Below are 14,887 nucleotides of genomic sequence, written 5' to 3' on the forward strand. Positions count from 1 at the left end.
TAAGGGGCGGATAACTCAACGGAGTGAATATGAGCGTATTACGTTCGTTATTAACTGCTGGGGTGCTGGCGTCAGGCCTGTTCTGGAGCCTGAGTGGAATCACTGCCACGCCAACGCCGCAGGAGTCGGATCAACGCTGGACGGTTACTCAGCAGCGTAATCCGGATGCTGCCTGTCTGGACTGTCACAAACCGGACACCGAAGGTATGCACGGTAAACATACGGGCGCTATCAACCCGAACAATAAATTGCCGATAACCTGTACCAACTGCCACGGTCAACCGTCGCTTCACCACCGTGAAGGGGTGAAAGATGTGATGCGTTTTAACGACTCGATGTATACGGTAGAGCAGCAGAACAGCGTCTGTATGTCCTGCCACCTGCCTGAACAACTGCAAAAAGCGTTCTGGCCGCACGATGTTCATGTTACTAAAGTGACCTGCGCCAGTTGCCATTCCCTGCATCCGCAGCAAGACACGATGCAGACGCTAAGCGAGAAAGGGCGGATCAAAATATGCGTGGATTGCCACAGCGATCAGCGTACTAACCCGCACTTTAACCCGGCGTCCGTTCCGTTGCTTAAGGAGCAGCCATGAGTTGCACCCGACGTCAATTTATTACCCGCGTCGGCGCGCTGGCGGTGGTCAGTGGGATGGCAGGACGCGTTGTAGCGAACACGTTGAATATTAACGGCGTGCGTTATGGCATGGTACACGATGAGTCATTATGCATCGGCTGCACGGCCTGCATGGATGCCTGTCGGGAAGTCAACAACGTGCCGGAAGGCGTATCGCGCCTGACGATTATTCGCAGCGAGCCGCAGGGGACGTTTCCTGATGTGAAATATCGCTTCTTCCGCCACTCGTGCCAGCATTGCGACCATGCCCCCTGCGTTGACGTCTGCCCGACCGGCGCATCATTCCGCGATGCCGCCAGCGGTATTGTCGACGTGAACCCGGACCTTTGCGTTGGCTGTCAGTACTGCATTGCCGCGTGTCCCTACCGCGTGCGCTTTATCCATCCGGTCAGTAAGACGGCGGATAAGTGCGATTTCTGCCGGAAAACCAACCTGAAAGCGGGCAAACAGCCCGCCTGCGTTGAGTCATGTCCGACGAAGGCGCTGACGTTTGGTAATCTGGACGATCCCAACAGCGATATCTCCCGTTTGTTGCGGCAAAAAACTACCTATCGTTACAAGCTGGCGCTGGGCACAAAACCGAAGGTCTACCGCGTTCCCTTTAACTATGGGGAGGTGAGCCAATGACACCCGCTTCTGCATTCCATTTTGCATCACTGGTGTGGGACTGGCCCATCGCCATCTATCTGTTCCTGATTGGCATCTCCGCCGGACTGGTTACGTTGGCGATTTTGCTGCGCCGCTTCCATCCGGAGGCGGGCGGTTCGGACAGCACGCTGCTGCGCACTACGCTGGTGTTAGGGCCGGGGGCGATTATCTTCGGTCTGCTGATTCTGGTCTTCCACCTGACGCGCCCGTGGACCTTCTGGAAGCTGATGTTCCACTACAGCTTTACCTCGGTGATGTCGATGGGGGTGATGCTGTTCCAGTTGTACATGGTAGTGCTGGTGCTGTGGCTGGCGAAAATCTTTGAAAAAGAGGTGATTGCCCTGCAGCAGCGTTGGCTGCCGCGGTTAGAGATCGTGCAGAAAGTGTTGGCGCTAATAACGCCGTTTCATCGCGCGCTGGAGACGTTAATGCTGGTACTGGCGGTTCTGCTCGGGGCGTATACCGGCTTTCTGCTGTCGGCGCTGAAATCCTATCCGTTCCTGAATAACCCGATCCTGCCGGTACTATTCCTGTTCTCTGGAATTTCCTCCGGTGCGGCGGTGGCGCTGATCGCTATGGCGTTATGCCATCGTAGCAACCCGCACAGCGCCGAGGCGCGCTTTGTACATCGCATGGAAACCCCGGTGGTATGGCTGGAGATCTTCCTGCTGGCGGCCTTTTTTATCGGGCTGGCGCTGGGCGATGACGGCAAAATGCGGGCGCTGGCGGCGGCGCTGGGCGGCGGATTCTGGAGCTGGTGGTTCTGGCTTGGGGTCGTAGGGCTGGGATTGATTATCCCGCTGTTGCTGAAACCCTGGGCAAACCGTAGCGTCACGTTTCACGGCGTGCTGGCCGTTTGCGGCGCCAGTTTGACCGGCGTGCTGTTGCTGCGCTTTTTCATTCTTTATGCGGGACAGCTAACGGTTGCATAATCTGGACATCTTCCTTCCTGAAGCCGGATTTCTGGCGCTGTTGTTGAGTCTCGGGGTCAACGTGCTGACCCCGCTGGCGACGTGGTGCGGGATGGGGCTGCACTGGCGCGGCGTCATGCGCCTGACGACCTGCGGCGCGTGGACGGCGTTCACGCTGCTGCTACTGGCGTTTGCGATTCTGGTTAGCTGTTTTCTGACCAGCGATTTTTCGGTCGTTTATGTTGCGCAGCATAGCCATAGTCAGTTGTCATGGGGACTGAAACTGGCGGCGGTATGGGGCGGTCATGAAGGCTCGCTCCTGCTGTGGGCGCTGCTTCTTTCGGGGTGGACGGCGCTATTCGCCTGGCGCTCCCGGCATGAATCTGACGCGCTTTTTCCGCTGACCCTGAGCGTCTTGTCCCTCATTATGGCCTCGCTGCTGCTATTTATTGTGCTGTGGTCCGATCCGTTCCTGCGTATTTTCCCTCCCGCCATGGAAGGGCGCGACCTTAATCCCATGCTGCAACATCTGGGGCTGATCTTACATCCACCGCTGCTCTATCTGGGTTATGGCGGCCTGATGACCGCGGCGAGCGTAGCGCTGGCCTCGCTACTGTGCGGCGGCTTTAACGCGGCAACCGCCTGGGTGTGCTGGCGTTGGGCATTACCCGGCTGGTGCGCTCTGACGCTGGGGATGATTCTCGGATCGTGGTGGGCGTATTGCGAACTGGGCTGGGGCGGCTGGTGGTTCTGGGACCCGGTGGAAAATGCCTCATTGTTGCCGTGGCTTGCCGCCAGCGCGTTGCTGCACAGTCTGTATGTCAGCCGCCAGCGCGGGAGCTTCCGCCACTGGTCGTTGCTGCTGGCGATACTGACGCTGATCCTCTCGTTGCTGGGAACGCTGATTGTGCGTTCCGGCATTCTGCTCTCCGTCCATGCTTTTGCGTTAGATAATGTGCGCGCGGTGCCGCTGTTTACCCTTTTTGCCGCGTTAAGTCTGGCATCGCTTGCTCTGTACGGCTGGCGGGCGCGGGAGCCGTATCCGGCGACGCGTTTGGGCGGCGGAAAGCGTGAAACGCTCATTCTGGCGACGCTGCTGCTCTTTAGCGCCGTCTTGTTGATCGTGCTGGTCGGGACGCTCTACCCCATGATTTATGGTTTGATGGGCTGGGGAAGGCTTTCGGTGGGCGCGCCCTATTTTAATCGCGTCACGCTGCCGTTTGGCCTGCTGATGCTGGTAGTTATCGTGCTGGCGACAATCAGAAGCCGCAAAGTCTCTGTGCGTTGTCAGCTTCCGGCGTTGCTGGCGCATACGGGCGTATTTATCTTCGCCGCCGGGATCATGGTTTCCAGCGGTAGTCGGCATGAAATCAGCCTTAACCTCAGCCCGGGGCAGCAGGTGGTACTGGCGGGCTACATTTTCCGCTTTGAGCGTCTGGATCTGGAGGCCAAAGGCAACTACACCAGTGAAAAAGCGCGGATCACGTTGTGGCGGAATGAAAAACGCATTGGCAGCCTGCAGCCTGAAAGGCGCTTCTATGCCGCGCGTCGTCAACAGATGATGGAGCCGGGGATTCACTGGAACCTGCTACATGACTGGTACGCGGTGATGGGCGAAAAAACCGGACCGGATCGTTACGCCATGCGCTTATACGTGCAGACCGGCGTGCGCTGGATCTGGGGTGGGGGATTGTTGATGGTGTGTGGCGCGCTGCTGAGCGGATGGCGGGGGAGGAAGCGTGATGCGTAAATTACTCACAGCGTTGCCGGATGGCGGCGTAAACGCCTTATCCGGCCTACAGGATGCGCAAACCGTAGGCCGGATAAGCGTAGCGCCATCCGGCAGAAAGTTTTTACTCTTAACGATCGTCCTGTTTTTAATCACCTTCGCCACCCACGCCCAGGTGGTGGATACCTGGCGCTTTGACAATCCACAACAGCAGGAAAAAGCGCTATCTATTGCCAGTCAACTGCGCTGTCCGCAGTGTCAGAACCAGAATTTGCTGGAATCCAATGCGCCCGTGGCGGTCAGTATGCGCCATCAGGTTTACAGCATGGTGGCCGAAGGTAAAAGCGAAGCGGAAATCACCGCCTGGATGACCGACCGTTATGGTGATTTCGTACGCTACAACCCGCCGTTGAATGAGCAAACGCTGCTGTTGTGGGCGCTGCCGTACCTGCTGTTATTGCTGGTGGGCGTGGTGGCCTGGCGGGTGAGAAAGCGTCAGCACGCAGGAGAGGGGGAACAATGAGCCAGTCTGAACACTCCACTGTGCCGTTACGTCCCATGCCCGTAAAGCGTCTGGCGGCTGCGGCGGTGTTGATGGTGGCTGTCTGTATCGGCGGCTATCTGTTGACGCCGAAATGGCAGGCTGTGCGTAGCGAGCAACAGCGTCTGGCCGATCCGCTACGTGACTTTACGAACCCGCAAACGCCAGAGGCGCAGCTTTCCAGGCTGCAAGAAAAAATCCGCGCCAATCCGCAGGATAGCGAGCAATGGGCGCGGCTGGGCGAGTATTATCTCTATCGCAATGCGTATGACAATGCGCTGCTGGCATATCGTCAGGCGTTGCGTCTGCGAGGCGATAACGCGCAGCTTTTCGCCGCGCTGGCAACGGTGCTGTATTACCAGGCCGGGCAACATATGACGCCTGCGACGCGTGAAATGATTAATAAAGCGTTAGCGCTGGATGCGACAGAAGTGACCGCGCAGATGCTGCTGGCGGCGGATGCGTTTATGCAGGCGGATTATGCGCAAGCCGTGTCGCTGTGGCAAACCTTACTGGATGCCAACTCGCCGCGAGTGAACCGCGCGCAGCTGGTAGAGGCCATTAATTTGGCTAAATTGTTACAAAATCGGCAGAAATAATTTTTTCTTTTTTGTGACTTTTGTCATGTGTGCTGTTTAAAAAAACGGCGAATGAGCCACAGGTAAAAATTAATTACCTCAGTGTATTATTCGTTTTTGACGAAGTAAAAAACTTTCCATAACAAATAGTTATTCATCATTAACGCCATAAACTCGCGTTATTATGCATAAAAACAGCCAAAAGCCCTGTTATGAAAGGGTTGCGCAAGACGCTATGCAAATGATACTGATTATGCGCGTTAAAAAACTCTACAAACCAACGCAACACAAATCATACCCTTTCAGTATGTATTGCTCTCATGCTTTCGGCGGAGAGCAACGCTTCATCGAGGAAGTCTGTTGTTATGAAAAATTTGAAAGTCAGCCTGGCCTGGCAAATTTTGCTGGCTATGGTGCTGGGCATTCTGTTGGGCAGCTATCTGCATTATCACAGTGACAGTCGTGAATGGCTGATTGCCAACCTGCTGTCGCCTGCTGGCGATATTTTTATCCATCTGATTAAAATGATCGTCGTGCCGATCGTGATCTCGACTCTGATTGTCGGCATCGCCGGCGTTGGCGATGCAAAACAGCTAGGCCGTATCGGCGCCAAAACCATTCTCTATTTTGAACTGATCACTACGGTGGCGATTATCCTTGGCATTACGCTGGCGAATGTCTTTCAGCCAGGCTCAGGCATTGATATGTCGCAACTGGCGACCGTCGATATTTCGAAATACCAGAACACCACGGCGGAAGTACAAAGTCATGCGCATGGGCTGATGGGGACAATACTGTCGCTGGTGCCGACCAATATCATCGCATCGATGGCCAAAGGGGATATGCTGCCAATTATCTTTTTCTCGGTCCTGTTTGGGCTGGGGTTGTCATCCCTGCCGGCAACGCACCGCGAACCGCTGGTGACGGTATTTCGTTCCATCTCTGAGACCATGTTTAAAGTCACCCATATGGTGATGCGCTATGCGCCAGTGGGCGTTTTTGCGCTGATCGCCGTCACGGTGGCGAATTTTGGTTTCGCGTCGCTGTGGCCGCTGGCGAAACTGGTGCTGCTGGTACACTTTGCCATTATCTTCTTTGCGCTTGTAGTGCTGGGCATCGTGGCGCGCCTGTGCGGGTTAAGTATCTGGATTCTGATTCGCATTCTGAAAGATGAATTGATTCTGGCGTACTCGACCGCTAGCTCCGAGAGCGTACTGCCGCGCATTATCGAGAAGATGGAAGCTTACGGCGCGCCAGCCTCTATCACCAGTTTCGTGGTACCGACCGGTTACTCATTTAACCTCGACGGCTCCACGTTATACCAGAGCATCGCCGCCATTTTTATCGCGCAGCTATACGGTATCGACCTGTCGCTGTGGCAGGAAATTGTACTGGTGCTGACGCTGATGGTGACGTCGAAAGGGATTGCCGGCGTGCCTGGCGTTTCCTTCGTGGTGTTACTGGCGACGCTGGGCAGCGTGGGCATTCCGCTGGAAGGGCTGGCGTTTATCGCCGGTGTCGACCGTATCCTCGACATGGCGCGTACTGCGCTAAATGTGGTGGGGAATGCGCTGGCGGTGCTGGTGATCGCCAAGTGGGAACACAAGTTTGACCGCAAAAAAGCGCTGGCCTATGAGCGCGATGTGCTGGGCAAATTTGATAAGACCGCCCAATAACGGATTGCCGGATGGCGCTTTGCTTATCCGGCCTACAGCGAAAGAGAATGTAGGCCGGATAAGGCGTTCACGCTGCCATCCGGCAACCTGCTCCGGGTTGCCTGATGGCGCTACGCTTATCAGGCCTACAACGACTACGTTCATCCGACAATAAACATCAGCCATTTGTTAGCGTTTCGAACTCTTCGCAACCGGTATCAAACCCTTCCAGACAGCTTAGATTCAACCAGTGCAACGCCTTCTGCTTGTTCTTTTCAATAAAGCCCGGTTCACCGTTTAAAAACATCATTCCCGCCCAGTATTCTGAATAGCCGGTACGGGAAATGGCGGAACTGCGTTTGAAATACCAGGCGGCTTTTTCATCATCGGCGGCAATGCCCACGCCGTTGGCGTAAATCAGGCCAAGCAACATTTGCGCATCCACCGCGGAGTCGTTATCCAGATCTTCAGAGGCCTTTTGCAGCAGCGAGATGGCTTTTGGGTAGTCTGGACGCCCGGCCTGGGTGTTGACCAGGATCCGCGCCAGCGTAATTTCGCCCGCTTTACTGCCCGCGTTAGCCGCCTTTTCAGCCAGCTTTTTCGCGTCGGGATAATCCAGGCTTACCGGATTAGTGATTTTGATTTGCGCCAGTAGCGCGCAGGCGTCGGCGTCGCCACTGTCGGCGGCTTTTTGCGCCCAGTATTCAGCTTTGTTCAAATCGCCATAGCTCAACCAACTGTCGGCCAGAAAATATTGTGCGCGTCTGTCACCTGCCTCTGCTGCCTGCAAATACTGGCTACCCGGCTCAGGATCTGCGGCATGGGCAAAGAATGTCATAAACAACATCAATGCAAGAAGTAGTTTCATTTTGAATTTTATTTAGGGTACGGAAAAGACAGTATAAAGAGATCGTATGGATAAAAAAACAGCCTCCGGGCGGAGGCTGTTATAGGGAAAATGCCTGATGGCGATGCTAATGCATCTTATCAGGCCTACAGTAGACGCAGGCCGAATAAAGCATTCTGATGCCGCCATCCGGCAGATCAACCCATTGCGCTTTCGCGCAGGCGGGTTTTCAGCTTGTTGTACTCATCAATCACATACTGCTCGGCGGCTCGCTGATCGGCGATCGGCTCAACGCGTACGGCGCAGTATTTGTACTCCGGCGTTTTGGTAATCGGGCTGAGGTTTTCAGTCACCAGCTCGTTACAGGCGCCAATCCACCACTGGTAGGTCATGTAAATCGCCCCTTTGTTCGGGCGATCGCTGACCTGCGCGCGGGTGATGATTTTACCTTTGCGCGAATGAACCCACACCAGCGCTTCATCTTCAATGCCCAGACGCGCGGCGTCGGCGGTATTGATTTGCGCATAGCCCGGTTCATCGGCCAGCGCGGCCAGCGCCGCACAGTTACCGGTCATTGAGCGGCAGGAGTAGTGGCCGACTTCGCGCACCGTCGACAGTACCATCGGGTACTCTTCGGTGAGTTTATCGATAGGCGCTACCCAGTCGCAGGTGAAGAACTGCGCCAGACCGTTGGGGGTATCGAACTTCTCTTTAAAGAGGTACGAGGTTCCCTGATCGGCATCCGACGTGTCGCGGCACGGCCACTGGATATAGCCCAGCTCGCCCATTTTCTCGTAAGTGGCGCCGTAGAAATCCGGGCACAGATGACGCAACTCATCCCAGATCTCCTGGGTGTTGTTGTAGTGCATCGGATAGCCCATCCGGGTGGCGATTTCACTGATAATCTGCCAGTCGGTTTTCAGGTCCCACTTCGGCTCAACGGCTTTAAAGAAGCGCTGGAAGCCACGGTCAGCCGCAGAGAAGACGCCTTCATGCTCGCCCCATGAGGTAGAGGGTAAAATCACATCCGCCGCCGACGCGGTTTTGGTCATGAAGATATCCTGCACGATGACCAGTTCCAGATCCTCAAACGCTTTACGTACCGCAGAGAGCTCCGCATCGGTTTGCAGCGGATCTTCACCCATAATGTACGCCGCGCGCACTTCGCCATGCGCCGCACGGTGCGGCAGCTCGCTGATGCGATAGCCGGTATGCGCAGGCAGACTTTCTACGCCCCAGGCTTTAGCGAACTTCTCGCGGTTTTCCGGGAACTTAACGTACTGGTAGCCCGGATAAGTATCCGGCAGCGCGCCCATATCGCACGCGCCCTGAACGTTGTTCTGGCCGCGAACCGGGTTAACGCCCGCGCTTGGCTTGCCGAGGTTGCCGGTCAGCATCGCGAGGCTGGTCAGTGAACGCACGGTTTCCACACCCTGATAGAACTGAGTGACGCCCATACCCCACAAGATCGCTGCGCTTTTCGCGCTGGCATACATCCGCGCCGCCTGACGAATTTCCTGTGCGCTCACGCCAGTGATCTCTTCGACGGACTCCGGCGTATAGCCTTCGACAATCTTACTGTACTCTTCAAAACCTTCGGTACGGCTGGCGACAAACGCTTTGTCGTACAGGTTTTCTTCAATAATGACATGCCCCATGGCGTTGAGCAGCGCGATATTCGAGCCGTTTTTCAACGCGATATGCATGTCAGCGATGCGCGCGGTTTCAATTTTGCGCGGATCGCAGACGATAATTTTCGCCCCGTTGCGTTTAGCGTTAATCACATGATTCGCCACGATAGGGTGGGAATCCGCCGGGTTATACCCGAAGACGAACACTAAATCAGTGTTATCAATTTCGTTGATCGCATTACTCATTGCGCCGTTACCGACCGATTGGTGCAGACCTGCAACCGATGGGCCGTGTCAGACGCGAGCGCAGCAGTCAACGTTATTGGTACCAATAACGGCGCGTGCGAATTTTTGCATTACATAGTTGGTTTCATTTCCGGTACCGCGAGAGGAGCCGGTTGTCTGGATTGCATCCGGACCGTACTTCGCTTTGATGGCGCTCAAACGTTCAGCGACGTAATTGAGCGCTTCATCCCAGGAAACAGATTCCAGTTTGCCGCCACGCTGGCGACGGATCATTGGGGTTTTCAGGCGCGGGGTCAGGATCTGGGTATCATTAATAAAATCCCAGCCGTAGTAGCCCTTCAGACACAGGGTACCCTGGTTGGTTTTCCCCTGCGCCGCCTCAGCCCGGACGATTTTGCCGTTATCGACCACCAGATTGATTTTGCAACCTGATGCGCAATACGGGCAAACCGTGACGACTTTTTTCATCGGTTTCGCTCCAGTTAATCAAATCGCGCATACGCGCTGTCGCCCTCAGTATGCATGTTTTATGCCACTTTTTTAGTATGGGCTTTCCCTGATATTACGGGCGAATTTTGCTCAAAACCCTGACGAAAAACAGGCTATCGTCAGTTTTGACGTGTCGAAAGAAAATGCCGCATGACATTTATTATGGGGAGAAACGCTGAGCGCAGGCCAGATAAGGCGGAGCCGCCATCCGGCAATCTGCTCTGCCTGAAGTGGAAATTACCCGGATGGATAGACTCAAGGCCAGGGAACGCGTTGAGACTAACGCCAGGATAGAACAGGCCGCGGCAGGCAGTGCCATACCGCGGCCCGGCTTCAGAGGAGGCTGAAAAGGATTATCGCGGCAAAAATAGCGGCAATAACGAGATATTTCAGCGCGTAATAGAGAGTGCGGTTTTTCTTTTTCAGCCGTTGCCCGGCATCGCGTGCTGCGTGAACGTATTTAAAGATGCGATTAATCGCACCGGTGCGATCGTTCTCGTCGTTTGGCGAACTGGCGGCGGACATCAACGATGCGCCGACCCAGTGGTTTACGCTCTGCGCCCAGCGCCATTTCATTGGGCGCTCAATATCGCAAAAGAGGATAATACGCGTCTGCTCAGTTTTATTTTCCGCCCAATGAACGTAGGTTTCGTCGAAGATGACGGCTTCGCCGTCGCGCCAGCTATGGCGCTGTCGATCAACTTCAATAAAACAGCGGTCGTCATTCGGTGTGCTTAATCCAAGATGGTAACGTACTGAACCGGCATAGGGGTCGCGATGTTTTCCCAGATAGGCCCCGGGAGGCAACTCGGCGAACATCGCCGCTTTGATAGAGGGGATGCTGTTGACCAGCTTTGTCGTTATCGGGCATAACGTTTCCGCCGACGGGTGGGCATCGGAATACCATTTAAGGTAAAACCGTTTCCAGCCGCGCTTGAAAAAGGTGTTGAATCCGGCGTCGTTATTGGCCTGCGCAGCTTTTATGTGATGCTGAAGCCGTAGCGCCTCTTCACGAATCACCTGCCAGTTTTCCGTCAGCTTCTGCAGCTCTGGAAATGCCGTGGTATCAAAGTACGGCTGCTTTGCCGGTAACGTTGAGAAGCGAGTCATAAACATATTGATCGGCGCCATAAACGTCGAGTGATCAAAGAGCTGACGGGAAAGTTTTTGTTTTTCCACACCGCGTGAATGCGCATAAATGACGCTGATAATAAAAATACCGATAATGATTGCTGCGAACATAACGTCACTGTCCTTCTAAGAAAACCTCATCCCGGGATTTTCAGGCAACCCTCCCGGTGATGCCAAAGAGAAAAGTGTAGTTCGTTGACAATAAATTTACATTTCTACAACTTAAAAGGGCCATTTTTGCTAAAGAAGCGAGTCAGCCCGTTTAACCTTTATCCAGGCTTGCCGACAGTAGAATTGAGATGGCTCCGCTACTTCACCCGGTGACGGCTGATTACGTTATGCCTTATCTCCTGATGACGGCTGCCCGATCACAATGCTTTCGTAAACCGAAAATGACTTTGCTTGTAACCTTCGCGAAGATAAAAACGGTGTGCATCGCGGCGTTTAATATTTGTGGAAAGCTCCGTTAGCTCGGCGCCCGCCTGACGTGCTTCTTCTTCTGCCCAGGCCAGAAGCTGACTGCCAATTTTTTGTCCCCGCATCGGCGGTAATACCACCAGCTCCTGAATTTCGCCAATCCAGTTGGCATGATGGAGATGAAACTGCATATGCAGGCTGATCATGCCAACTACCTCTCCGTTGCGCAGCGCTAAACGATAATGAACGTTGGGGTCCAGTAAATTAGCGGCAAATCCATCCCTGAAAGCCTGATAATCAAGCTCATTTTTAAGTAACTCACAGATAAGCGCGTAAACAGAATCGGTATCCTCTGTTGTCGCGTGGCGTAATTCACAGACTGGCATAATGTCCTCCCGACGCTTCATCAGGATCAACCATCTTTCGCCAGACTGTAGCAAACTACCGTCATTATTTATTCTATGGCAGTTAAACGGCGGATAACGTGCAGCCAAAGATCACTCTGATGGCAAGGGGGAGGGCGAGCCTCCCGGGGAGTTAGGTGGCAGGCTGATGTTTAACCACGTTAATCATCCACGGCACACCGAAACGATCGCTGACCTTGCCGAAACCCTGCGCCCAGAAAGTCTCCTGCCAGTCCATTTCGATTTGCCCTTGTGCGGCAAGGTTATCAAACCAGCGCTTCCCTTCTGCTACATCCTGGGTATCAAGCACCAGCGTAAAGCCGGAATAATGCGCCGTTCCCGACGCGCTGGCATCACTCATCATGATATCGCTGCCGGCAATGCGCATGTTGGCGTGGGCGATAGCAGTATCGGGAAAGCGCATTCCTGACGGGCAGCCCTCTTCGTTATCCGCCGCCGAGGGGGGCATTTCACCGAAGCTGAGTTTATAAAGCAGTTCTGCGCCTAACGTTTGTTGATAATACGCGATGGCGTCGGCACAGTTGCCGGCAAAAGAGAGATAGGGACTTAACGGCATGATGGTTACCTCAGGTAAGAGATGCTCGTTAAGTGTAGTTCGAAATTGGCACAATATTGTCGGTGGCAGGGCCGCTCAGGCCCGGTAAGCGAGGCGCTACCGGGCAATGACGCGGTAAATCAGTTCTTTTTCACGAACTCGGATTTCAGTTTCATCGGGCCAAAACCATCGATTTTGCAGTCGATGTTATGGTCGCCTTCAACCAGACGAATATTCTTCACTTTGGTGCCGATTTTCAGCATGGAAGAGCTGCCTTTTACTTTCAGATCTTTCACGATGGTGACGCTATCGCCGTCCGCCAGCAGGTTGCCGTTGGCGTCTTTGACAATCAGCTCATCGCTCTCCTGAGCGGGTTCCGCATCGTTCCATTCGTGAGCGCATTCCGGGCAGATGAACATGCCGTTATCTTCGTAGGTATATTCGGAGTTACATTGCGGGCAGTGGGGTAATGACATGTTGGTATCCTCAAAAAGTCAGCGGGGGCAAACGCGCCCAAAAATGGCAGATCGCCGAAAAAGGCCGCAATTATACACAAAATCCTTAGCGTTGTCGGGACTATTGCCGCTTTTATAAAAGGGTCTGCGCCACGCCAGTCAGCAATGGTTTACACTCAAATAACCGCTTTTTTACTGTCACCACAGCGCATTAGGGCGTCCTTATTTACACCTTTTGACCGAATTGACATATATGTGTGAAGTTGATCACATATTTAAACCCTGTTAGGGTAAAAAGGTCATTAACTGCCCATTCAGGCGTCAACAGGTTCGGTTGTACAGTCCGTAACCGGACAGTGTAAGTAAACCTGCTACGCTTGTATGAGGGATAGCGTTCGCGCCCCTCCCTCCGCTCGACGGCGACGCTGGCGCGGTATGCCAGTGCCCGCCGTATATAGCGCTACAGGGCTTAGCCTATGAGGACAGCTATGCTGAAAAGGAAAAAAATAAAACCGATTACACTGGGCGATGTGACCATCATTGATGATGGTAAACTTCGCAAAGCGATTACCGCCGCCTCGCTGGGCAACGCGATGGAGTGGTTTGATTTTGGTGTTTATGGATTTGTTGCCTACGCGTTGGGTAAAGTCTTTTTCCCCGGCGCCGATCCCAGCGTCCAGATGATTGCCGCGCTGGCCACGTTTTCCGTTCCCTTCCTGATTCGTCCGCTCGGCGGGTTATTCTTTGGTATGCTCGGCGATAAATACGGGCGCCAGAAGATCCTGGCGATCACGATTGTGATTATGTCGATCAGTACCTTCTGTATCGGGTTAATCCCCTCTTACGCGACGATCGGTATCTGGGCGCCAATACTGTTGTTGCTGTGTAAAATGGCGCAGGGCTTCTCGGTTGGCGGGGAATATACCGGCGCGTCGATCTTTGTCGCGGAATATTCGCCGGATCGTAAACGCGGATTTATGGGAAGCTGGCTGGATTTTGGTTCTATCGCCGGGTTCGTGCTGGGCGCGGGCGTGGTGGTCTTAATCTCAACGATTGTCGGCGAGGAGAATTTCCTGGAGTGGGGCTGGCGTATTCCGTTCTTTATCGCCCTGCCATTGGGGATTATTGGTCTCTACTTACGCCATGCGCTGGAGGAGACGCCAGCGTTTCAGCAGCACGTGGATAAACTGGAGCAGGGCGACCGCGAAGGGTTGCAGGATGGGCCGAAAGTCTCCTTTAAAGAGATTGCCACCAAACACTGGCGTAGCCTGTTGTCATGTATCGGTCTGGTGATTGCCACCAACGTGACCTACTACATGCTGCTCACCTACATGCCGAGCTACCTGTCGCATAACCTGCACTATTCTGAAGATCACGGCGTGTTGATTATCATCGCCATTATGATCGGGATGCTGTTTGTGCAGCCGGTGATGGGGCTGCTGAGCGACCGTTTCGGTCGTCGTCCGTTTGTGATTATGGGCAGCATTGCGCTGTTCGCGCTGGCGATCCCGGCCTTCATCCTGATTAACAGTAACGTTATTGGCCTGATTTTTGCCGGTTTGTTGATGCTGGCGGTGATTCTGAACTGCTTTACCGGGGTGATGGCCTCGACATTGCCGGCGATGTTTCCGACGCATATTCGTTACAGCGCGCTGGCGGCGGCTTTTAATATCTCTGTATTGATTGCCGGTCTGACGCCAACGCTGGCGGCCTGGCTGGTGGAAAGCTCGCAGGATCTGATGATGCCGGCGTATTATTTGATGGTCATCGCGGTGATAGGCTTGATTACCGGTATTTCCATGAAAGAGACGGCCAATCGTCCGCTAAAAGGCGCAACGCCAGCGGCGTCGGACATTCAGGAAGCGAAGGAAATTCTGGGCGAGCATTACGATAATATTGAGCAGAAAATCGACGACATCGATCAGGAAATTGCGGAGCTGCAGGTCAAACGTTCGCGTCTGGTACAGCAACATCCGCGTATCGATGAATAAATTTCGCGCTTAAGGTTCGCT

General features: G+C 54.1%; 12 protein-coding genes and 1 pseudogene. 7 read left to right on the top strand and 6 right to left on the bottom strand.

Features of this window, described 5'->3' with window-relative positions; translation table 11 throughout:
* Window positions 1-29: 29 nt before the first annotated feature.
* From nrfB to gltP, 6 genes and pseudogenes are all read left to right on the top strand, one after another.
* On the top strand, window positions 30-596 hold the full coding sequence (gene nrfB, locus ACLD4F_RS15535; RefSeq protein WP_080095002.1) for a cytochrome c nitrite reductase pentaheme subunit: 567 nt from the start codon (window positions 30-32) through the stop codon (window positions 594-596).
* Entirely contained in the window at window positions 593-1,264 is a 672-nt protein-coding gene (nrfC, locus tag ACLD4F_RS15540; RefSeq protein ID WP_001278035.1) for a cytochrome c nitrite reductase Fe-S protein, read from the top strand. Before nrfB ends, nrfC begins: the two co-directional genes overlap by 4 nt.
* Window positions 1,261-2,217 carry a cytochrome c nitrite reductase subunit NrfD gene (gene nrfD, locus ACLD4F_RS15545; protein WP_411010917.1) on the top strand — a complete coding sequence of 319 codons (957 nt, stop codon included), beginning with the start codon at window positions 1,261-1,263 and terminating at the stop codon, window positions 2,215-2,217. Before nrfC ends, nrfD begins: the two co-directional genes overlap by 4 nt.
* Window positions 2,210-4,448 (top strand): annotated as a pseudogene (gene nrfF / locus ACLD4F_RS15550) (heme lyase NrfEFG subunit NrfF). Before nrfD ends, nrfF begins: the two are co-directional and overlap by 8 nt.
* Window positions 4,445-5,065 (top strand): heme lyase NrfEFG subunit NrfG, encoded by a 621-nt coding sequence (gene nrfG / locus ACLD4F_RS15555; RefSeq protein ID WP_411010918.1) that lies wholly within the window; start codon window positions 4,445-4,447, stop codon window positions 5,063-5,065. The pseudogene nrfF and the gene nrfG overlap by 4 nt, the downstream one beginning before the upstream one ends.
* Window positions 5,066-5,409: 344 nt before the next feature.
* Window positions 5,410-6,720 (top strand): glutamate/aspartate:proton symporter GltP, encoded by a 1,311-nt coding sequence (gene gltP, locus ACLD4F_RS15560; protein WP_000793278.1) that lies wholly within the window; start codon window positions 5,410-5,412, stop codon window positions 6,718-6,720.
* Window positions 6,721-6,877: 157 nt separating this feature from the next.
* Here gltP and yjcO read toward each other — a convergent pair whose 3' ends face one another.
* The 6 genes from yjcO to ACLD4F_RS15590 all read right to left on the bottom strand — a co-directional run bounded on the left by yjcO (window position 6,878) and on the right by ACLD4F_RS15590 (window position 12,896).
* The gene (gene yjcO, locus ACLD4F_RS15565; RefSeq protein WP_000771454.1) at window positions 6,878-7,567 is read right to left on the bottom strand and encodes a Sel1 family TPR-like repeat protein YjcO; all 690 of its coding nucleotides are present in this window, start codon (window positions 7,565-7,567) and stop codon (window positions 6,878-6,880) included.
* Between the two features lie 176 nt (window positions 7,568-7,743).
* Entirely contained in the window at window positions 7,744-9,891 is a 2,148-nt protein-coding gene (locus ACLD4F_RS15570; RefSeq protein WP_011233236.1) for a formate dehydrogenase H subunit alpha, selenocysteine-containing, read from the bottom strand.
* Between the two features lie 354 nt (window positions 9,892-10,245).
* Complete coding sequence (gene lpxO, locus ACLD4F_RS15575; RefSeq protein ID WP_000457029.1) at window positions 10,246-11,154, bottom strand: lipid A hydroxylase LpxO; 909 nt, start codon at window positions 11,152-11,154, stop codon at window positions 10,246-10,248.
* A gap of 257 nt (window positions 11,155-11,411) precedes the next feature.
* The gene (gene phnO / locus ACLD4F_RS15580) at window positions 11,412-11,846 is read right to left on the bottom strand and encodes an aminoalkylphosphonate N-acetyltransferase (RefSeq protein WP_001526214.1); all 435 of its coding nucleotides are present in this window, start codon (window positions 11,844-11,846) and stop codon (window positions 11,412-11,414) included.
* Window positions 11,847-11,997: 151 nt separating this feature from the next.
* A complete protein-coding gene (yjdN, locus tag ACLD4F_RS15585) occupies window positions 11,998-12,441 on the bottom strand; it encodes a VOC family metalloprotein YjdN (RefSeq protein WP_001131301.1) in 444 nt (147 codons plus the stop codon).
* Between the two features lie 119 nt (window positions 12,442-12,560).
* Window positions 12,561-12,896: a zinc ribbon domain-containing protein YjdM gene (locus ACLD4F_RS15590; protein ID WP_000056482.1), complete on the bottom strand. Its 336-nt coding sequence runs from the start codon at window positions 12,894-12,896 to the stop codon at window positions 12,561-12,563.
* Between the two features lie 467 nt (window positions 12,897-13,363).
* On the opposite strand from ACLD4F_RS15590, the gene proP reads away from it, so the two are divergent.
* Complete coding sequence (proP, locus tag ACLD4F_RS15595) at window positions 13,364-14,866, top strand: glycine betaine/L-proline transporter ProP (RefSeq protein WP_000919710.1); 1,503 nt, start codon at window positions 13,364-13,366, stop codon at window positions 14,864-14,866.
* The last annotated feature ends 21 nt before the right edge of the window (window positions 14,867-14,887 follow it).

Origin of the sequence: Salmonella sp. 741265050_HSA, from assembly GCF_046569445.1 — a bacterium.
Taxonomy (GTDB): domain Bacteria; phylum Pseudomonadota; class Gammaproteobacteria; order Enterobacterales; family Enterobacteriaceae; genus Salmonella; species Salmonella enterica.